Source organism: Amycolatopsis ultiminotia, assembly GCF_039536925.1.
Classification (GTDB): Bacteria; Actinomycetota; Actinomycetes; order Mycobacteriales; family Pseudonocardiaceae; genus Amycolatopsis; species Amycolatopsis ultiminotia.
Map to the genome: position 1 here is coordinate 315,430 of NZ_BAAAZN010000008.1, position 17,617 is coordinate 333,046.

Consider the following 17,617-nt stretch of genomic DNA (forward strand, 5'->3'; position numbering starts at 1 on the left):
CGATTTTGTCGGGACGGCGCGGCGGCATTTCGGCCGGCTGGATCCGGACCGCCCAATGCTGCACGTCAAGCAGAGGAGCACGACTGATGACGCAGCCTGCCCGACCTGTCCGACTGCTGCGCGAACCCGTGGTGCCCACCGACGTCGACGCCGCCGAGGCTGAAGCGATCGCGCAGGTGGCGCGGGGACGCGCCGAACTGCCGACGCTCGACCCCGCGGTGATGGACTGCTACCTCGGGCACCTCGTGCACAAGGTCGAGGCGACCAGCGAGGCCGATCCGGTGGCGGTGCTGGCATCGCTGCTGTGTTTCGCCGGTGTCCACCTCGGACAAGGCCCGCACGTGCGGGCCGGGGACGACCCGCACCCGCTGCTGGTGTGGCCGCTGATCGTCGGCCGCACCAGCGCGGGCCGCAAAGGCACCTCCTGGTCGACCGCGAAACGGCTGATCACCGCGGCGGACACCGCGTTCACCCACCACAACATCAAGTCCGGGCTCTCGTCCGGGGAAGGGCTGGCCGAACGGTTCGCACTCGACGACGACGAACAACAGCTCGACGGAGCCGACACAGGACGGGACTTGCGGCTGATGGTGATGGAAGCCGAGTGGGCGGGGGTGATGGCGAAGATGAAGCGGGAAGGCAACTCGCTCTCGGCGATCCTGCGTTCGGCGTGGGAAGGCGGTGACCTGTCGACCCTGACCGTGGCCGCCCGGGTGGCGCCCAGCTCGCACGTCGGGATCCTCGCGCACATCACCCCCGCCGAGTTCCGCGACAAGGTCTCCGCATCCGACATGGCCGGTGGCACCTACAACCGGTTCCTGCCGCTGGCGGTGTCCCGGTCGAAGTTCCTGCCGTTCAGCCAGGGCGCACCCACCGACATCGTGGCCGGACTCGGCAACGGGTTCGCCGACCGGCTCGACGAGGGCGCCCGGCTGGGCACCCTCGGGTTCACCGGCCCGGCCGCGGACCTGTGGCGGGCGCTGTACATCGAGTTCGCCACCGACCACGGCGACATCGCCGTGGTCGAGCAGTTCGTCTCCCGCGCCGTGCCGAACTGCCTGCGGATCGCCGCGATCCACGCCGCACTCGACGGACAACACGCCATCCACCCCGAACACCTCACCGCGGCCGCCGCGCTCGTGCGGTACTCCATCGCCTCCGCCCGCGCGATCTTCACCGACAGTTCCGTGCTGGCGAAGCTCGCCGCGTGGATCGGCGCTGACGACCAGGGCCGGACCAAAGCAGCGATCACGAGCGAGTACTTCCGCCGCAACACCCCCGCCGACGAGATCAACAGGATGCTCCACAAGCTGCTCGCCGCCGGGCAGATCCAGGTCACCAAGATCCCGCCCGCCAGCGGCCGGGGCCGTCCGACCGAGGTCTACACCGCCGCCACGCCCCAGCACCCCGCGAAAGAAACGAAGTAACGAAGTAACTCGCTGACCAGCACAAACACCGGGGACTTACCTCGACTTACTTCGTACCTACGAAATAAGTCCCGAGAAGAACCCCAGGTCAGGCACATCTTTCGTTACTTCGTTTCCTTCGCGCCCCAGCCAGCCAACGGCACCGCCTCATGCCGCCCACCCACCGGCCACCGCCGATCACCCGGAAGCGAGACATCTACCCGCACCGCCCGCTGCCCCGCACTGCACACGGAAGGGTCATTGCCGCATGGCCAACGCCAACAGCAAGCTGCTCACGCTCGCCGAAGTCCTGGAAGAACTTGGCGGTGTCGCCATCTCGACGTTCTACGACTGGCGTGCAAAGGGTAAAGCGCCTATGTGCGTCAAACTGCCGAACGGCGACCTTCGTTTTCGCCGGTCGGACCTCGAACGCTGGATTGAAAGTCGCGTGGAGAAGAAGGCTGCCTGATGCCGAGTTCGTACAACGTCAAAGTCTGGAACACGCAGCGTCGAAAGCACCGGAGTGGAAATTGGACTTATCGTGCACGATGGACAGTGAGCGGAAGAGAGTTCAACGAGCCGTTCCGAACTTCGGCTCTCGCTGATAGCTTCCGATCAGACCTTGTTGCTGCCACGCGCAAAGGTGACGCGTTCGATACGGAATCAGGTCTGCCGAGATCGATGGAGAAGAAGCCCGCAATGGCGATCTCCACCTTCGCGTTAGCGTGTGAATACGTCGACATGATGTGGCCGAGCGCGTCACCGAAGTACAGAAAGTCGATCGCCGGATCACTGACTAAGCTGACCTTAGGTGCGGCCAAGCGCTCGCTCCCGAAAGACGGCAAGTTCCGCCGGGCGCTCACGGGCGCGTTCAATGCGAAGTTGCGGTTGAAAGCCGACCTGGATGAGTCGATGGACATCGTCTCGAAGTTGCGTACAGCCGGATACTCGGCAGAAGTGGTTGATTGTGCCGACGTAGCAGAATCAAGCAGCCGTCGAGCGTCGGAGTTCGCCAGGCCCGACGTGCTGCGCGCGGTGTTGAACAGCTTCGAGAAGAACCTCGACGGATCACGGGCGGCTGTCGACACGGTACGGATTCGTCGTGCCGCTTTTCGCGGGTTCCTTGACTACGCAGTGGAGCGAGGTGCTTTGGATTCAAACCCGCTGGATGAGGTGAAGGTGAAGAAGCGGACCTACGAACTGAAGGAGGTCGACCCTGCCGCGGTCATCAATCCGATGCAGGGGCGCATGTTGCTTGCCGCGGTAGCAGAGCGCGATCCGGCTCTAGAAGCCTTCTTCGGAGTGATGTACTACGCCGCTCTCCGTCCAGAAGAAGCTGCCAACCTCAACAAGCGCAACCTGTCGATCCCGGAACAGGGGGCGGGATGGTTGGTCCTCGAGGCAGCACGTCCCGAAATCGACGCCGAATGGACCGACTCTGGCGAGGCCTCGGAGGAGGGGCCGCTGAAACATCGGAACGCAAAGTCGAGTCGGCCCGTCCCGTGCACACCGCAGCTGACTGAGTTGCTCCACAGGCACATCGCCCGCCACGGCACCGCGCCTGATGGCCGGCTGTTCCGTGGCAGCCGGAACTCCGGCCGGATCAGCAGCTCGGTCTACGGTCGAGCGTGGGCGGCAGCACGGGCAGCCGTGTTCACGGAAGAGGTGCAGGCCAGGCCGATCGCCAAACGGCCTTATGACCTCCGCCACGCAGCTGTGTCCACGTGGCTGTCCAGCAACGTGGAGCCCACCAAGGTCGCCAAGTGGGCGGGGCACAGCCTCGGGGTGCTGATGCGCGTTTACGCGAAGTGTCTAGACGGTGGCGAGCAGGCCGCGATGGACCGGATTGAGCGCGGCTACACGGGCTACTGAGCTTGCGTCCGTGATGCGTCCGTGGATCGGCCAAATTATCCGGAGTCAGCTGGAAGCAGCCGGAAGTTACAAGATCACCCTCGTGACCGGTTCGTGCTGGTCACGGGGGTGATTTGGCTGGTGTGGCAGGTGAGGGATTCGAACCCCCGAAGGCTGAGCCGTCTGATTTACAGTCAGATCCCTTTGGCCGCTTGGGTAACCTGCCTTGGCCGGGTGACCGGCCGGGCAAAAGGATACCCAACCGGCCGGGGCGGGGGTCAACCGGGATGGCCGGGGGTGGTCAGGGGCTAGGCTGGTGGCCCCTGACGAGCGAGTACGAGGTGTGAGGACACGTGGCGGATCCCTCTTTCGACGTGGTGAGCAAGGTCGACCGCCAGGAGGTGGACAACGCGCTGAACCAGGCAGGCAAGGAGCTGGGCACGCGGTTCGACTTCCGCGGGACCGGGACCGGCATCAGCTGGGCGGGCGAAGAAGCCATCACGATCGAATCGGAAACCGAGGAGCGCGCGCTCGCCGCCGTGGAGGTCTTCAAGGAGAAGCTGATCAAGCGCAACATCTCGTTGAAAGCCTTCGAAGCGGGCGAACCCGCCGTCTCCGGCAAGACCTACAAGATCAACGGCAAGATCCTGCAGGGCATCGCCTCGGACAAGGCGAAGCAGATCGCCAAGTTCATCCGCGACGAGGGTCCGAAGGGCGTACAGGCCCAGATCCAGGGCGACCAGCTGCGGGTGTCCGGCAAGAAGAAGGACCAGCTGCAGGACGTGATCGCCCTGCTGAAGGGTGAGGACTTCGAGATCGCGTTGCAGTTCACCAACTACCGCTGACGCACCCGTGTTGACCTGCGGGTATCGCCGCCGGCTGCGGCTTGGCCGGGGCCCGGCGGGCTGGCGCCCCGAACGGGTGGAATCCGCAGGTCGGCCGGTGGGACGGTGCGGTGCTCCGCCGGGCGCGTGATGTAATCGCGCGCGACCGGTCGTGAGAGAGGGTTCTGGATGCGCCGTTGGACTCCCGTGATCGCCTTCCTCACGTCGGTGGTGGTGCTCGTCGCCGGGTTCACGCCTGCGACTGCGGTTGCCGACAAGAAGCAGCTCGTGCCCGGGTTCGGGTCCTATCCGCGGCTGGTGCGGCTGGAGCACTCGTCGTTCGGGCGCGGGCACATCATCGCCGCGCTGACCAGTGCGGACGCCGAGGGCAAGTTCACCCCGGTGATGGAGAGCACCGACGAGGGCGCCAGCTTCCACCAGCTCGGCGAGATCCGCGATCCGGATGCCAAGCTCGGCCAGTGCTGCGGCACGCTGTTCGAACTGCCCCAGCAGGTCGGCGGGCTGGGTGCGGGGACTCTGCTGTGGGCGGCCAGCTACCGCCAGGACGCCGGCGCGCAGCGGCGGATCGGCCTGAAGATCTGGGCCAGCCGGGACGGCGGCCGCCGGTGGACGTTCCTCTCCGAGGCGGCGCGCTCGCACAACCACGACGGCATCTGGGAACCCGAGTTCTCCGTCGACGCGGGCGGCACGCTCTGGCTGCACTACGCCGACGAAACCCAGGCCCCGAAGTACGCCCAGGTGCTCAACCGGGTCGGCTCCACCGACGGGCTGCACTGGGGGACCAAACAGCTCACCATGGCGATCCCGCCGGACCGGGTGCGCCCCGGCATGCCGATCGTCCGCCGTCTGCCGGACGGCCGGTACTGGTTCAGCTACGAAATCTGCAACTACGGCGACCGCTACTGCGATCCGTACTACAAGATCTCCGCCGACGGCGCGAACTGGGGTGATCCGGCCGATCCCGGCACCAGGGTGGTCACCGCCAACGGCGACTACTTCCAGCATGCGCAGACCATCACGCTGTTCCCCGGCGGCCCGCACGGCGTGCGGCTGGTCATGGTCGGCCAGATCTACACCGACGCACAGGGCACCCCCCGGCCCGGCAACGGGCAGACCCTGCTCGTGAACGACGAACTCGGCCAGGGCAACTGGTACCCGATGCCGGGCCCGATCCGGATCAACGGGATCTACAACGACTTCTGCCCCAACTACTCGTCCACCCTGCTGCCGGTCGACGGTGCCAAGAACGTGCTCGAGATCGGCACCGAGAACAACGACGGCTGCAAGGCGTACTTCGGCAAGGGCCCGCTTTTCTGATCTTCGCGCGCCCGCGGACCTCACTCGGTACGGTGAACGCCGGACCGAGTGGCCGACGAAGGGCGAGGGAGCGGACGTGAAGGGCATCGTGCTCGCGGGAGGCAGCGGTACGCGCCTGCACCCGATCACCCAGGCCGTGTCGAAGCAGTTGCTGCCGGTGTACGACAAACCGATGATCTACTACCCGATCTCGGTGCTGATGCTCGCCGGGATCCGGGAGATCCTGATCATCTCCACGCCTGCCGACCTGCCGAATTTCCGCCACCTGCTCGGCGACGGCAGCCAGTTCGGGCTCTCCTTCTCCTTCGCCGAACAGCCCAGCCCCAACGGGCTGGCCGAGGCGTTCGTGATCGGCGCGGACTTCGTCGGCGACGATTCGGTGGCACTGGTACTCGGCGACAACATCTTCTACGGACAGGGTTTCTCCACCACCCTGCGCACCGCCGCGACCGACCTCGACGGCTGCGTGCTCTTCGGCTACCAGGTCAAGGATCCGGAACGCTACGGCGTCGGGGAGGTCGGCCGGAACGGCAAGCTGCTGTCCATTGAGGAGAAACCGGCCCGGCCGCGGTCGAACAACGCGATCACCGGACTGTACTTCTACGACAACGAGGTACTGGAGATCTCCCGCGACCTCAAGCCGTCCACCCGCGGCGAACTCGAGATCACCGATGTCAACCGCACCTACCTGCGGCAGAATCGCGCCGACCTGATCGAGCTCAGCCGCGGTTTCGCCTGGCTCGACACCGGTACACACGATTCCCTGCTGGAGGCGGGCCAGTTCGTGCAGGTGCTGGAACACCGCACCGGCGTGCGGATCGCCTGTCTGGAAGAGGTGGCGTTGAAGATGGGCTTCATCGGCGCGGACGAGTGCTACGCGCTCGGCACGAAGCTGGCGAAGTCGGGCTACGGCGAGTACGTGATGAACGTGGCACGGACCGCGGGCGCCACCGGCTGAGCCGAGCAGGCCAGCACTCGCCTGCTGGCTCTTGAGCGATCGGGTGCCCGGCCACCAGCATCGCCGGCATGGTGATCTCGACGGCAGCGGCGGCGGGTATGGCGTTGACCGCGCTGGGCATGGTGCTCACTCCCGGCCCGAACATGGTGTATCTCGTGTCGCGCAGCATCGGCCAGGGACGGGTGGCCGGGTTGGTTTCGCTGGCCGGTACGGGGGTCGGGTTCGTCGGCTACCTGGTCATGGCGAATCTCGGGCTGGCCGTGGTTTTCTCCGTGGTGCCGTGGCTGTACATCGGGGGCAAAGCCGCGGGTGTCGGATATCTGGCGTACCTGGCCTGGCAGGCGTTGCGGCCCGGCGGGCGGGGACTGTTCGAACCGGCGGAACTGGCCGGTGATCCGGCGGGAAAGCTGTTTCGGATGGGGCTGCTGACGAACCTGCTCAACCCGAAAGTGGCGATCATGTACCTCGCGCTGATCCCGCAGTTCGTCGATCCGGCGCTGGGAAACCCGACCGCACAGGGATTCGCGCTCGGCAGCGTGCAGATCGTGGTCAGTCTCGCGGTGAACGCGGTGATCGTGCTCACCGCGGGATCCGTGGCCGGGCTGATCAGGCGCCGGCCGGCCTGGGCCGTCTGGCAGCGGCGGATCACCGGGACGCTGCTCGGCTGCGTCGCGGTGCTGCTTGCCAGGGAAGTGCCTGCCAGGGCCCGGATCTGACGGCGCCCGGGTGGAAAACCCGGGCGCCGTCACGGTTCACGCGGCCTGCGGCAGTTCCGCCGATGCCGGGGTCAGTGCCAGTTCCAGGACCTCCCTGACGTTCGCCACCGGGTGGACGTCCAGCTGGGACAGCACTTCGGCCGGCACATCGTCCAGGTCCGGTTCGTTGCGCTGCGGGATGATCACCGTCTTCATACCGGCCCGGTGCGCGGCCAGCAGCTTCTGCTTCACCCCGCCGATCGGCAGCACGCGGCCGGTCAACGAGACCTCGCCGGTCATCGCGACGTCGGTGCGCACCATACGGCCGGACAGCAGCGACGCCAGTGCGGTGGTCATCGTGACGCCCGCCGACGGGCCGTCCTTCGGCACCGCACCCGCCGGAACGTGCACGTGGATGCCACGGTCCTTCAGATCGCTCACCGGAAGCTCCAGCTCCGCGCCGCGCGAACGCAGGTAGGACAATGCGATCTGGGCAGATTCCTTCATCACCTCACCCAGTTGCCCGGTGAGCTGCAGTCCGGTGGACCCGCTTTCCGGATCGGCCAGCGACGCCTCGATGTAGAGCACGTCACCACCCGCGCCGGTCACCGCCAATCCGGTGGCCACACCAGGAGTCGAGGTGCGCTGGGTCGATTCCGGCAGCGACGACTCCGGCACGTGCCGCGGGCGGCCGAGGTAGGTCTCCAGGCCATCCGCGTCGACGGTCACCGGCAGCGCGAGCTCGTCCAGTGCGACCTTGGTGGCGATCTTGCGCAACACCTTGGCGATGGTCCGGTTCGCGTCGCGCACGCCCGCTTCACGGGTGTACTCGGCGGCGATCCGGCCGAACGCCTCGTCGGTGAGCGTCACGTCGCCGGACGTCAGCCCGGCGCGCTCCAGCTCACGCGGCAGCAGGTGATCGCGTGCGATGGTCACCTTCTCGTGCTCGGTGTACCCGTCGAGGGTCACCAGCTCCATCCGGTCCAGCAGCGGGGCGGGAACGGTCTCCAGCGCGTTGGCCGTGGCCAGGAACACCACGTCGGACAGGTCCAGCTCCACTTCGAGGTAGTGGTCGCGGAACGTGTGGTTCTGCTCCGGATCCAGCACCTCGAGCAGCGCCGCGGTCGGATCGCCGCGGTAGTCGGCGCCGACCTTGTCGATCTCGTCCAGCAGCACGACCGGGTTCATCGAACCGGCCTCCTTGATCGCCCGCACGATCCGGCCCGGCAGTGCACCGACGTAGGTCCGGCGGTGTCCGCGGATCTCCGCCTCGTCGCGGATGCCGCCGAGCGCGACCCGCACGAACGTGCGGCCCATCGCCTTCGCGACCGATTCGCCCAGCGACGTTTTGCCGACCCCGGGCGGACCGGCGAGGGCCAGTACGGCACCGGAACGCCGTCCGCCGACCGGGCCGAGACCCGACTCGGCACGGCGCTTGCGCACGGCGAGGTACTCGATGATGCGTTCCTTGACGTCGTCGAGGCCGGCGTGGTCGGCGTCGAGCACGGCCCGTGCGGCGGCGATGTCGTAGCTGTCCTCGGTGCGTTCGTTCCACGGCAGCTCCAGCACGGTGTCCAGCCAGGTGCGGATCCAGCCGCCCTCCGGCGACTGCTCGGACGTGCGCTCCAGCTTGTCGACCTCGGCCAGCGCCGCCTTCTTCACCGCCTCCGGCAGTTCAGCGGCCTCGACGCGGGCGCGGTAGTCGTCGTCCTCGGCACTGCCGTCCAGCTCACCGAGCTCCTTGCGGATTGCTTCGAGCTGGCGGCGCAGCAGGAATTCCTTCTGCTGCTTGTCCATGCCTTCCTGGACGTCCTTGCGGATGGTGTCGGTGACTTCCAGCTCCGCCAGGTACTCGCGGCTCCACTCGAGGGCCTTCTCCAGCCGGGCGCTGACGTCGAGCGTGGTCAGCAGTTCCAGCTTCTGCTCGGTCGTGAGGTAGGGCGCGTTGCCGGAGAGGTCGGCGACCGCGGAGGGCTGCTCGATCTGCTGGACGGCGTCGATCATCTGCCAGCCGCCGCGTTGCTGCAGCAGCGAGATCACGACCGCCTTGTACTCGGTCGAGAGCTGGCCGGAGCGGTCGTCGGTGCTCTCGGAGACGTCGTCGGCGTGCACCCAGCGGGCGCCGCCGGGACCGTCGGCGATCCGGCCCACCGCAGCACGGCCGGTGCCGCGCAGCAGCACCGCGGTCTTGCCGCCGGGGACCCGGCCGACGCGTTCGACGGTGGCGACCGTGCCGAGCTCGGCGTATTCGCCGTGCACGCGCGGCACGATCAGGACCTCGGCCTTGTTCGCCGCACCGGAGCGGATGCCGGGCAACGACGTCGTGGCCGGCGTCCTGGCTTGTGCGGACTCCACTGCGGCCCTGGTGTCGCCCTCGTTCAGGTCGAGCGGGACCACCATGCCCGGCAGCACGACGTCGTCATCGAGCGGGAGCACGGGCAGGAGGCGGGTGTCGGACATGTGCACTCCTCGGTTAGTTGAGTCTGTCTTGCTCAACTCTCCGAAGGGTGGGTTTGTTTCCCAGGGAGTGTTCGCTGGCAGCGATCAGGGTTTGCGGGCGACCCCGCACCAGGCGAACGGCGTGGCCGCCGCCTCGACCGCGTTCAGCTCCCGCTCCGGGCGCCAGTCCGGGAGGTGCGTGATGCCGGGCTCCAGCAGCGGCCAGCCGCCGAAGAACGGCTCGATCTCCTCGCGGTCGCGCATCCAGACCGGGTTGCTGGTCTTGCGGTACTGCTCCACGAACCAGCGCAAGCCCGCCAACGCCTCGCCGCTGCCGTCGCCCTCGCTCATCTGCGAAATGGCCAGCCAGCTGCCCGGTGCGAGTGCGTCGCGGTAGGTGGCCACCAGCTCGTCCGGATGGTCGTCCGGGCCGACGAAGTGCAGCACCGCCATCATCATCACGCAGACCGGCCGGCCGAAGTCGATCAGCTCGACGGTGCGCGGGTGCCGCAGCACCGCCTTCGGGTCCCGCATGTCGGCCTGCACGATGCCGGCCCAGTCGGTGGCCGCCTCGTCCTCGAGGATCAGCGTCGCGTGCGCCACGGCCACCGGCTCGTAGTCGACGTACACCACGGCGGCGTGGTCCTCGTCGTCCAGCTCGGCCTCGATCACCTCGTGCACATTGCCCGCGGTCGGCACCCCGGACCCGAGGTCGATGAACTGCCGGACACCCGCGGCGAGCGCGGCCCGCACGACCCGGTTCATGAACTCGCGGTTCTGCTGGGCCCCGGGCCGGACGAGCGACCACTGCTGTTCCACCCGACGGCCGAATTCCCGGTCGACGGCCCAGTTCTGGGAGCCGCCGAGGTACCAGTCGTAGACCCGCGCGGCCGACGGCTTCTCGGTGTCGACGCCTTTGGGTGCTCTCGGTGCGGCATCCGGTTGCTCGGTCACGGTGACTCCCCTCGTCCCGGAACCACCTTAACCGGCAACGGTCAGCGCACCGCCGGTCGTCGCTGCCATCCGGTCCACAACGGACGGTAACCCTGCGCGTACCAGAACGGCGTGGACCGCGGGTTGGCCACCGCACTGTGCAACAGCACGACGTCCGCGCCGGCTTCGTCGAACACCTGGTGCGCGTGCGCGGCCAGCGCGGAACCGACCCCGGAGGAGCGGGCCGTCTCGGACACCGCGAGCGAGGACAGGTAGCCGATCCGGGAAGCCGCCACGCGGTGGCTGATCCAGCCCGTCTCGTCCGGCATTTGCAGCAGCGCGATACCGAGCGGCTGTCCGTACAGTTCGGCGATCCACAGCTGCGGCTCCGGGCGTTCGAGCTGGCGCAGCAGTTCCTTCTCCAGCAGTTCCCGGATACCCGGCCGCACCGTCACCTTGCCGAACTGCGCGTCGTAACGCTGCAGCTCCAGCATCAGCCGCACCGCGGTGCCGAGATCGTCCGGCGTGGCGTGCCGGATGCAGACGCCCGGGGTGGTGGCCGGGCCCGGCGCGGCCATCCGCGCGGCCGGGCGGACCGCGATCACGCCGACCGGGGCGAAGCCGTGCCGCAGCAGTTCGGTCGCCCCGGCGGTGTCCCGGCTGGGCCGCGACAGGACCGCGGCACACTCGGTATCCCCCGGCCGGGCGATGCCCTGCAGGTGTTCATTCCATCGAGTGAGAAGGGCGTCCAGTCCGGCCGCCGGATCCGGTCCGGCGAGCTGCACCTCGAGCCGGTGTTCGGTCAGTGCCCGCCAGACCGACTGCGGACTGTCCGGGCCCAGCTCGGTCTGCGAGGCGAGGCCGGCCGCACTGGTGTCGCCGACCTGTGCGGTGAGCAGCGTGTCGTCCCCGTGTGCGGAGAACGGCAGTGGCGCGGGAAGCAGGGCGTCCACCGTGGCGATGCGCGCCGCATGGCCGGTGGCTGTCACGTCGTTGTGCATGTCCCCATTGTGATCCGTGCCGGGTGGTCCGGACCCCAGAACACACCCCGGCTCGGCAGATCGGGCACGAAGAGAGCCTTTCACTCCTTGGTCCACGCAGGTCAGCACTGGCCGCCCATTGTTAACCGTGGGGTGATCTCCTACTGTCTCGAAAGGGACGCAGGTACGCCCTACGGGGTAAGGTACGGCGCTGGTCCACACCTGACGTCACTGACGAGCGCGACCGGGCTGCCGGGAAGGAAGGTCGGATGCCGGACAGCAACGCCCACCCCGGTACCGCACCAGGAGCGAAGGACAAGGAGGGCGCCGTGTCCGGGACCGTCACCGGGTCCCGCACGGACGAAAGCCGGTTCCGCGTCTACACCTTCGTCGTACTGGGCCTCGGTGTGCTCGCCGCGCTCGCGGTCGGCTCGTGGCTGCCCTTCCACAGCTCGCCCAGCCTGTGGTGGATCGGCCCGGTGCTCGCACTGGCCTTCCTGCTGGCCGAGCAGCTGGGCATCAACGTCGACGTCCGCAGCGGTATTTCCTGGACCATCTCGTTCACCGAAATACCGCTGGTAATCGGTTTCTTCGTGGCGCCGTTCGAGGTCGTGCTCGCCGCGCACCTGGTGGCGGGCATCGGCACGTTGCTGGCCCGCAAGGTGGCCGGCCGGGTCCTCTACAACGCGGGTGCGTTCCTGCTCGAGATCACCGGCGCGTTCGCAGTGGCCGGTCTGGTGCAACAGGCCATGCACGCCGGCACCATGCCGTGGGTCGCCGCGCTCGCGGGCACGCTCACCGCGCCGCTGGTGAGCACGCTGCTCGCGCTGGCCGCAGTGCGCGTGCTGCGCCGTCGGATGCGGGTCAGCACCGCGATCCGGCTGACCGGGCGCATCCTCGTCGTCGGCTTCGTGAACGCCTCGGTCGGGTTGTCCGGCTACCTCGTGATCGCGGCAACCCCGCAGGCGTGGCCGCTGGTTCTCGCGGTCTTCCTCGGGCTGACCGCGCTGTACTGGGCGTATTCCGATCTGCTGCGGGAACAGCGGGACATGGAAGCGCTCTCGGACGTGAGCCTGATGGTCGCCAGATCGGGGCAGCAGGCCGCCGCCCGTCCGGCGAGCCGTGCCGACGAACTCGTGGGTGGCGTCGACGTGCGCGAGTGGGCAACGATCGCGGAACGGATCAAGGACCAGCTCGCGGCAGGCCGGGTCGTGCTGCGGCTGCGGCTGGAGGCCGACGATCCGATGCGCGTGGTGGTCGCGGGCGACGATCTGCCTGCGGCCGACCCGAACCACGACGATCCGCTGCTGCGCCTGCCCGGCGCGCACGTCCGGCACTTCCGCATCACCGAGGCGAACCCGGACGTCCGTGCCGCGCTGCTCGACCGGGGTGCGCAGGAAGTGCTCGTGGTGCCGTTGCGCAGCGCGAACCAGCTGCTCGGGGTGGCCGAGGCGCACGACCGGCTGTCCCGCTGGCGCGGGTTCGGCAAGTACGACGTGCAGCTGCTCGGCACGATGGCCAGCCACTTCGCGACGTCGCTCGACAACCGCAGGCTGCTCGCCACGCTCCGCCACGACGCCTACCACGACCCGCTCACCGGGCACCTCAACCGGCCCGGCTTCCAGCAGGTCGCCAGGGACCCGTTGCGCGAATCCGAAGAGGTCGTGGTGCTGCGCATCGACCTCGACGTGTTCTCCACGGTCAGCGACGCACTCGGCTACTCGTGGGCGGACCGGATGGTGATCGCGGCAGGCCGCCGGATCCGTGACGCGCTCGGTTCGGACGTCCCCCTCGCCCGGCTCGAAGGCGCCTCCTTCGCGGCCCTGCTGGTGGGCTCCACGAACGACGACGCGCACCTCGTCGCCGAGCAGCTGCGGGTGCAGCTGTCCGCGCCGTACCCGGTGGACCGGCTCTCCGTCGAGGCCAACGCGATGATCGGCTACGCCAGCTCCGCGGACGACGCCGGCGAAGTGGACGTCGACGGCATGCTGCAACGGGCGGACGTCGCGGTGCGCGCCACCCGCGGCGGCGAAGAGGTGCGCGGCTACGTGCCGAGCATGGGCCAGATCTTCCTGCGCCGTTTCCAGATGGTCACGCAGTTCCGCCAGTCGCTCGAAGACGGGCACGTCTCGGTGCACTACCAGCCCAAGGTCACCCTGCCGAACCGGCAGGTCCAGGGCGTCGAGGCGCTCGTGCGCTGGGTGCACCCGGAGTTCGGCAGGCTCGGCCCGGACGAGTTCGTGCCCGCGATCGAGGCGGCGGGCCTGATCGGCGTGCTGACGTCGTTCGTGCTGGAGGAATCGCTCAAGCGGGTGCGCAAGTGGCTGGACGAGGGCCTGCGGATCTCCGCGGCGGTCAACCTGTCCGTGCGGAACCTCGCCGACGAGGAGTTCCCCGCGAAGGTCCAGCGCGAACTGGAACGCTTCGACGTACCCCCGGAGCTGCTCACGTTCGAGCTCACCGAGTCCGGCGTGATGTCCGACCCGCAGAAGGCGCTGCCGATTCTGCGGGAGCTGCACTCGCTCGGTATCGAGCTGGCGGTGGACGACTTCGGCACGGGGTACTCGTCGCTGGCCTACCTGCGGCAGCTGCCGGTGGACCAGGTGAAGATCGACAAGAGCTTCGTCCTCGGCATGGGTACCGACCTGGGCGACCTCGCGGTGGTGCGCTCGATCGTCGAGCTGGGCCACTCACTGGGACTCACCGTGGTCGCCGAGGGCGTCGAGGAGGACGTCGCGCGCGATCAGCTGGAGGCGATGGGCTGCGACGTGGCACAGGGCTACCTGATCTCCCGGCCACTGCCGGAGGACCGCCTGGAGGCCTGGCTGCAGGCCCGCACGGCGCGGTCGCCAGGACGGCACTCCGAGACCGTGCTGACCTTGCTGACCTGAGGTTTTGCGGTAACGGGACCCCGGCTGCGCGACCGGGTGAACGCCCTTGCTAACCTTTCCTGGTCCTCGCGAGAGGCAAGGCCCCTTTAGCTCAGTCGGCAGAGCGTCTCCATGGTAAGGAGAAGGTCTACGGTTCGATTCCGTAAAGGGGCTCGCGAGTAGGCGAGCTGTGCTTGCGGAAAACGCAAGCTTGGCTCGCTTCGCGGCGTCTATCTGGGGGTCGGACCCCCAGGCCCCCGCCAGGCGGGCTTCGCCCCCTGGACCCCCACACCGGGGGGTTAAGTTGGGGGTGGGCGTTGGTTAGGGCGGTGTAGCTCAGTTGGCAGAGCAAGCGGCTCATAATCGCTGTGTCGCCGGTTCAAGTCCGGCCACCGCTACGCGGTAACGACGGGGCTGGCCCCCGGATCTGAGAGAGAAGGAAACGCTGTGGCTGCCACCGACGTGCGACCCAAGATCACGCTGGCGTGCGAGGAGTGCAAGCACCGCAACTACATCACCAAGAAGAACCGGCGCAACAACCCGGATCGCCTTGAGATGAAGAAGTTCTGCCCGAACTGCGGTACGCACCGGACTCACAAAGAGACCCGCTGACGCACACCCGTTCTCGTTGTGCAGGAGCCGCCCCGGCCACGTGCCGGGGCGGCTTTTCGCTGTTCGTCCCAGTCGCCCGGGTCGGCCCGGGGTTCGGCTAGCCTCGTCGGGTGCCTTTGGACCAGACGTTCACCGGACGGAGCTACCCGCCCGTCGATCAGTACCACGTGAGCCGGGAGAAGATCCGGGAGTTCGCCGACGCGATCGGTGACGCCAACCCGCTCTTCCACGACTCGGAGGCGGCTCGTGCGGCAGGCCATCCGGACGTGCTCGCGCCCCCCACGTTCCTCACGCTGCTGAACCTGCCGAAGATCAACGGCATCGTCTCCGACCCCGCGCTCGGGCTCGACTACTCGCGGATGGTCCACGGCGACCAGGGGTTCCGCTACGAACGCCCGGTGTACGCAGGCGACGTGCTGGAGATCGCTGCCCGGATCGACAGCATCATGGCCAGGGCGGGCAACGACTTCATCAACCTCCGCGCGGAGATCACCGACGCCGACGGCAAGCTCGTGTGCGCGACGCGTGCCCAGCTCGTGGTGCGAGGGGCGGACGCGTGAACGTCGGCGACGAACTGCCCCCGCTGCAGGTGCAGGTCACCCGCGAACAGCTGATCCGCTACGCCGGTGCCTCACTCGACTTCAATCCGATCCACTGGAACGAGCGGTTCGCCACCGACGTCGGCCTGCCGGACGTGATCGCGCACGGCATGCTCACCATGGCGCTGGCCGGGCGCATCGTCAGCGACTGGCTCGGCGACCCCGGCAGGCTGGTCGACTTCAGCGCCCGCTTCACCCGCCCCGTCGTGGTCCCGGACACCGAGGAAGGCGCGCTGGTCGAGGTCACCGGCAAGGTCGGCGCGCACACCGACGACGGTCTCGCCCGCATCGACCTCGTGGTCAAGTTCGAGGGCAAGACCGTGCTGGGCAAGCCGCAGGCGCTCGTGCGGCACTGAGGCTTCGCGCCTCAGGAACCGACCAGGGACTCCACCACGTCCGCCATACCGTCCTCGCCACGGGCGTTCGGGTGCAGGGCGGCGGCGGGCGAGGTGGGCACGAGACCCTCCACCCAGCGAGTGCCCGAGCTGGTGCACACGTCGTGCCCCTTGCTCGCCGCGGCTGTGTCGGCGAATCCGGCGTCGTGGTCCTTGGCCTGGTCGGCCAGCGCGTCGTTGAGCTTGTCCAGTTCGTCCCGCAGGTACGCGACGTCACCCGAGCCGATCGGCAGCGACGGCCAGCAGCCGTCGCCGTTCGGAAGCACGGTGGGGTAGCCGACCACGATCACGCGGGCCTTCGGCGCCTTGTCGTGGATGCGGTCGAGCACCGCGCCGACCCGGCTCGCCGCGGTGTCGATCCGGTCGGCGAGCTGGTCGTGGCCGCCGGTGGTCAGCCGGGTGCGGCACGGTGCGCCGCCCGCGTGCGAGGTCACGCAGCTCGGGGCCAGCTCGATGAAACCGACGTCGTTGCCGCCGATGCCCAGGGTGACCAGCGTGGTGGCGGACGTGACGGCGTCGAGCTGCGGCGGGTTCGTGCCGCTTTGCGTCGACTGGGCGGAGGTGAGGTCCGCAGTGGTCGCGCCACTGCAGCTGACGTCCGCGAACTGTGCCGGCTTCACCTTCGCCGAGACCACGTGCGGGTAGTTGTTGTCCGAACGGTCGCAGCCGGCCGGCGTACCCGCGCGCTTGCCGGTGTGCGGCGCGGACGTGTACGAGTCGCCGAGCGCGACGTACCGGCCCGAACCGCCGCCGGTGTCCGCACCGGACGGGGGAGCGGCAGACGAGTCGTGCTTGGACTTGTAGTAGCCGAACCCGAGCAACCCGGCCACCACGACCAGCACCAGTAACCCGCACCCACCACTCTTCTTGGCCGCCACGACACGTTTCTACCGGTACCGGAGCCCGGCGACGACCCGCTTCCGGGTGATCAGGGGTACGCACCGGGCCGCTGAGCGCGTTCGATCCCAGGTGAGCGGGTTTCGTGGCGTTTGCCGCGCCGATGAGCGCGACGAACGGGTCGACGAACCGGGCGCACTTCGGCGGGGGTCGTTCCGCGGTGCCGCCCGACAGGTAGCGGTGCGACCGGGCAAGTGACCGGTCGGCCCATCCACCGCTGGGCGTAGCCGGGCTCCTCGGCCGCGGTGGCGGATCCGGCGACTGCGGTGGGCCGGCGAGGGGTCGCGTATTGCGGCAGAGCGGCCGAGTCGGAGCGTGGTCGGCCGGTCTCCTTGCCTGTCGTTTGCCTTGGCGTGCAACGGTGCTCGCCTGTGGTCACGGATGTCTTCACACGGGCGTGAGGAAATCCGGTGGGGTCGAGCTGATTTCGCTTGCTCGGCAAGGCTTTCAGGTGAGGACGGCGCGGTGGCGGTGTGGCTGCCGAGGCCATGCTGCCGACCGGCTTGCGATTAATCCCGGGCCGGCGCGGGGGCCCGTACTGGCCTGATCGAAGGTGTCTCGCCGGTCTGCCGGGGCGGGGCCGGTCGGCGGTCGGGAGGGCGCGGTTGCGGGTCGCCAACCGGCTTGCCGTAGACTTCTGAACTCGGAACGCACTACGGTCATCCCCGCTGGATGGTGGGGACGATGGAATGCGTCCTCCGGAGCCCGGGTGACCGGGCTCCACAGGGGTGTAGCTCAACTGGCAGAGCAGCGGTCTCCAAAACCGCAGGTTGCAGGTTCAAGTCCTGTCACCCCTGCGTACGGGAACTGGTGAAGCGGA

The 17,617-nt window shown here is 68.4% G+C and carries 15 protein-coding genes and 4 tRNA genes; 14 read left to right on the plus strand and 5 right to left on the minus strand.

The features are described from left to right. The first annotated feature begins 86 nt into the window (after positions 1 to 86). The 3 genes from ABD793_RS20840 (at position 87) to ABD793_RS20850 (ending at position 3,278) form a co-directional block, all read left to right on the plus strand. Positions 87 to 1,427, plus strand: a complete 1,341-nt coding sequence (locus ABD793_RS20840; protein ID WP_344862400.1) for a DUF3987 domain-containing protein — start codon at positions 87 to 89, stop codon at positions 1,425 to 1,427. A 247-nt stretch (positions 1,428 to 1,674) separates the two neighbouring features. After that, entirely contained in the window at positions 1,675 to 1,875 is a 201-nt protein-coding gene (locus ABD793_RS20845) for a helix-turn-helix transcriptional regulator (RefSeq protein ID WP_344862402.1), read from the plus strand. Between the two features lie 230 nt (positions 1,876 to 2,105). Next, complete coding sequence (locus ABD793_RS20850) at positions 2,106 to 3,278, plus strand: tyrosine-type recombinase/integrase (RefSeq protein WP_344862404.1); 1,173 nt, start codon at positions 2,106 to 2,108, stop codon at positions 3,276 to 3,278. 123 nt (positions 3,279 to 3,401) lie between these two features. On the opposite strand, the gene ABD793_RS20855 is transcribed toward ABD793_RS20850, so the two are convergent. After that, a tRNA-Tyr gene (locus ABD793_RS20855) sits at positions 3,402 to 3,483 on the minus strand. Between the two features lie 127 nt (positions 3,484 to 3,610). Between ABD793_RS20855 and ABD793_RS20860 the strand changes: the two genes are divergently transcribed. From ABD793_RS20860 to ABD793_RS20875, 4 genes are all read left to right on the plus strand, one after another. Beyond that, the gene (locus ABD793_RS20860; RefSeq protein WP_344862406.1) at positions 3,611 to 4,102 is read left to right on the plus strand and encodes a YajQ family cyclic di-GMP-binding protein; all 492 of its coding nucleotides are present in this window, start codon (positions 3,611 to 3,613) and stop codon (positions 4,100 to 4,102) included. A 168-nt stretch (positions 4,103 to 4,270) separates the two neighbouring features. Beyond that, on the plus strand, positions 4,271 to 5,419 hold the full coding sequence (locus ABD793_RS20865) for a sialidase family protein (protein ID WP_344862408.1): 1,149 nt from the start codon (positions 4,271 to 4,273) through the stop codon (positions 5,417 to 5,419). Between the two features lie 76 nt (positions 5,420 to 5,495). Beyond that, positions 5,496 to 6,377, plus strand: a complete 882-nt coding sequence (gene rfbA, locus ABD793_RS20870) for a glucose-1-phosphate thymidylyltransferase RfbA (RefSeq protein WP_344862410.1) — start codon at positions 5,496 to 5,498, stop codon at positions 6,375 to 6,377. A gap of 68 nt (positions 6,378 to 6,445) precedes the next feature. After that, a complete protein-coding gene (locus tag ABD793_RS20875; RefSeq protein ID WP_344862412.1) occupies positions 6,446 to 7,093 on the plus strand; it encodes a LysE family translocator in 648 nt (215 codons plus the stop codon). A gap of 36 nt (positions 7,094 to 7,129) precedes the next feature. Here ABD793_RS20875 and lon read toward each other — a convergent pair whose 3' ends face one another. The 3 genes from lon to ABD793_RS20890 all read right to left on the minus strand — a co-directional run bounded on the left by lon (position 7,130) and on the right by ABD793_RS20890 (position 11,445). Further along, on the minus strand, positions 7,130 to 9,532 hold the full coding sequence (lon, locus tag ABD793_RS20880; RefSeq protein ID WP_344862414.1) for an endopeptidase La: 2,403 nt from the start codon (positions 9,530 to 9,532) through the stop codon (positions 7,130 to 7,132). 84 nt (positions 9,533 to 9,616) lie between these two features. Then, entirely contained in the window at positions 9,617 to 10,465 is an 849-nt protein-coding gene (locus ABD793_RS20885) for an SAM-dependent methyltransferase (RefSeq protein ID WP_344862416.1), read from the minus strand. 41 nt (positions 10,466 to 10,506) lie between these two features. After that, entirely contained in the window at positions 10,507 to 11,445 is a 939-nt protein-coding gene (locus ABD793_RS20890; RefSeq protein WP_344862418.1) for a GNAT family N-acetyltransferase, read from the minus strand. A 248-nt stretch (positions 11,446 to 11,693) separates the two neighbouring features. Here ABD793_RS20890 and ABD793_RS20895 point away from each other — a divergent pair, with 248 nt between their 5' ends. The 6 genes from ABD793_RS20895 (at position 11,694) to ABD793_RS20920 (ending at position 15,861) form a co-directional block, all read left to right on the plus strand. Further along, entirely contained in the window at positions 11,694 to 14,315 is a 2,622-nt protein-coding gene (locus tag ABD793_RS20895; protein WP_344862420.1) for a putative bifunctional diguanylate cyclase/phosphodiesterase, read from the plus strand. An 80-nt stretch (positions 14,316 to 14,395) separates the two neighbouring features. Continuing rightward, positions 14,396 to 14,468 (plus strand) — tRNA-Thr (locus tag ABD793_RS20900). Between the two features lie 151 nt (positions 14,469 to 14,619). Then, positions 14,620 to 14,692: transfer RNA gene (locus tag ABD793_RS20905), tRNA-Met, on the plus strand. A 49-nt stretch (positions 14,693 to 14,741) separates the two neighbouring features. Next, complete coding sequence (rpmG, locus tag ABD793_RS20910; RefSeq protein ID WP_005152047.1) at positions 14,742 to 14,906, plus strand: 50S ribosomal protein L33; 165 nt, start codon at positions 14,742 to 14,744, stop codon at positions 14,904 to 14,906. A gap of 110 nt (positions 14,907 to 15,016) precedes the next feature. Next, entirely contained in the window at positions 15,017 to 15,466 is a 450-nt protein-coding gene (locus ABD793_RS20915) for a MaoC family dehydratase N-terminal domain-containing protein (protein WP_344862422.1), read from the plus strand. Then, positions 15,463 to 15,861 carry a MaoC family dehydratase gene (locus ABD793_RS20920; RefSeq protein ID WP_344862424.1) on the plus strand — a complete coding sequence of 133 codons (399 nt, stop codon included), beginning with the start codon at positions 15,463 to 15,465 and terminating at the stop codon, positions 15,859 to 15,861. Before ABD793_RS20915 ends, ABD793_RS20920 begins: the two co-directional genes overlap by 4 nt. An 11-nt stretch (positions 15,862 to 15,872) precedes the next feature. Here the strand turns inward: ABD793_RS20920 and ABD793_RS20925 are convergent, their stop codons facing one another. Next, a complete protein-coding gene (locus ABD793_RS20925) occupies positions 15,873 to 16,778 on the minus strand; it encodes an SGNH/GDSL hydrolase family protein (RefSeq protein WP_344862426.1) in 906 nt (301 codons plus the stop codon). Positions 16,779 to 17,521: 743 nt separating this feature from the next. On the opposite strand from ABD793_RS20925, the gene ABD793_RS20930 reads away from it, so the two are divergent. Next, positions 17,522 to 17,594 (plus strand) — tRNA-Trp (locus ABD793_RS20930). The last annotated feature ends 23 nt before the right edge of the window (positions 17,595 to 17,617 follow it).

Excerpts from the sequence above, each read along its gene's own strand:
- ABD793_RS20895 (WP_344862420.1), top strand. The coding sequence starts at position 11,694 with ATGCCGGACAGCAACGCCCACCCCGGTACCGCACCAGGAGCGAAGGAC.
- ABD793_RS20840 (WP_344862400.1), top strand. The coding sequence starts at position 87 with ATGACGCAGCCTGCCCGACCTGTCCGACTGCTGCGCGAACCCGTGGTG.
- ABD793_RS20865 (WP_344862408.1), top strand. The coding sequence starts at position 4,271 with ATGCGCCGTTGGACTCCCGTGATCGCCTTCCTCACGTCGGTGGTGGTG.
- ABD793_RS20845 (WP_344862402.1), top strand. The coding sequence starts at position 1,675 with ATGGCCAACGCCAACAGCAAGCTGCTCACGCTCGCCGAAGTCCTGGAA.
- ABD793_RS20890 (WP_344862418.1), bottom strand. The coding sequence starts at position 11,445 with ATGCACAACGACGTGACAGCCACCGGCCATGCGGCGCGCATCGCCACG.
- ABD793_RS20850 (WP_344862404.1), top strand. The coding sequence starts at position 2,106 with ATGGCGATCTCCACCTTCGCGTTAGCGTGTGAATACGTCGACATGATG.
- ABD793_RS20875 (WP_344862412.1), top strand. The coding sequence starts at position 6,446 with ATGGTGATCTCGACGGCAGCGGCGGCGGGTATGGCGTTGACCGCGCTG.
- lon (WP_344862414.1), bottom strand. The coding sequence starts at position 9,532 with ATGTCCGACACCCGCCTCCTGCCCGTGCTCCCGCTCGATGACGACGTC.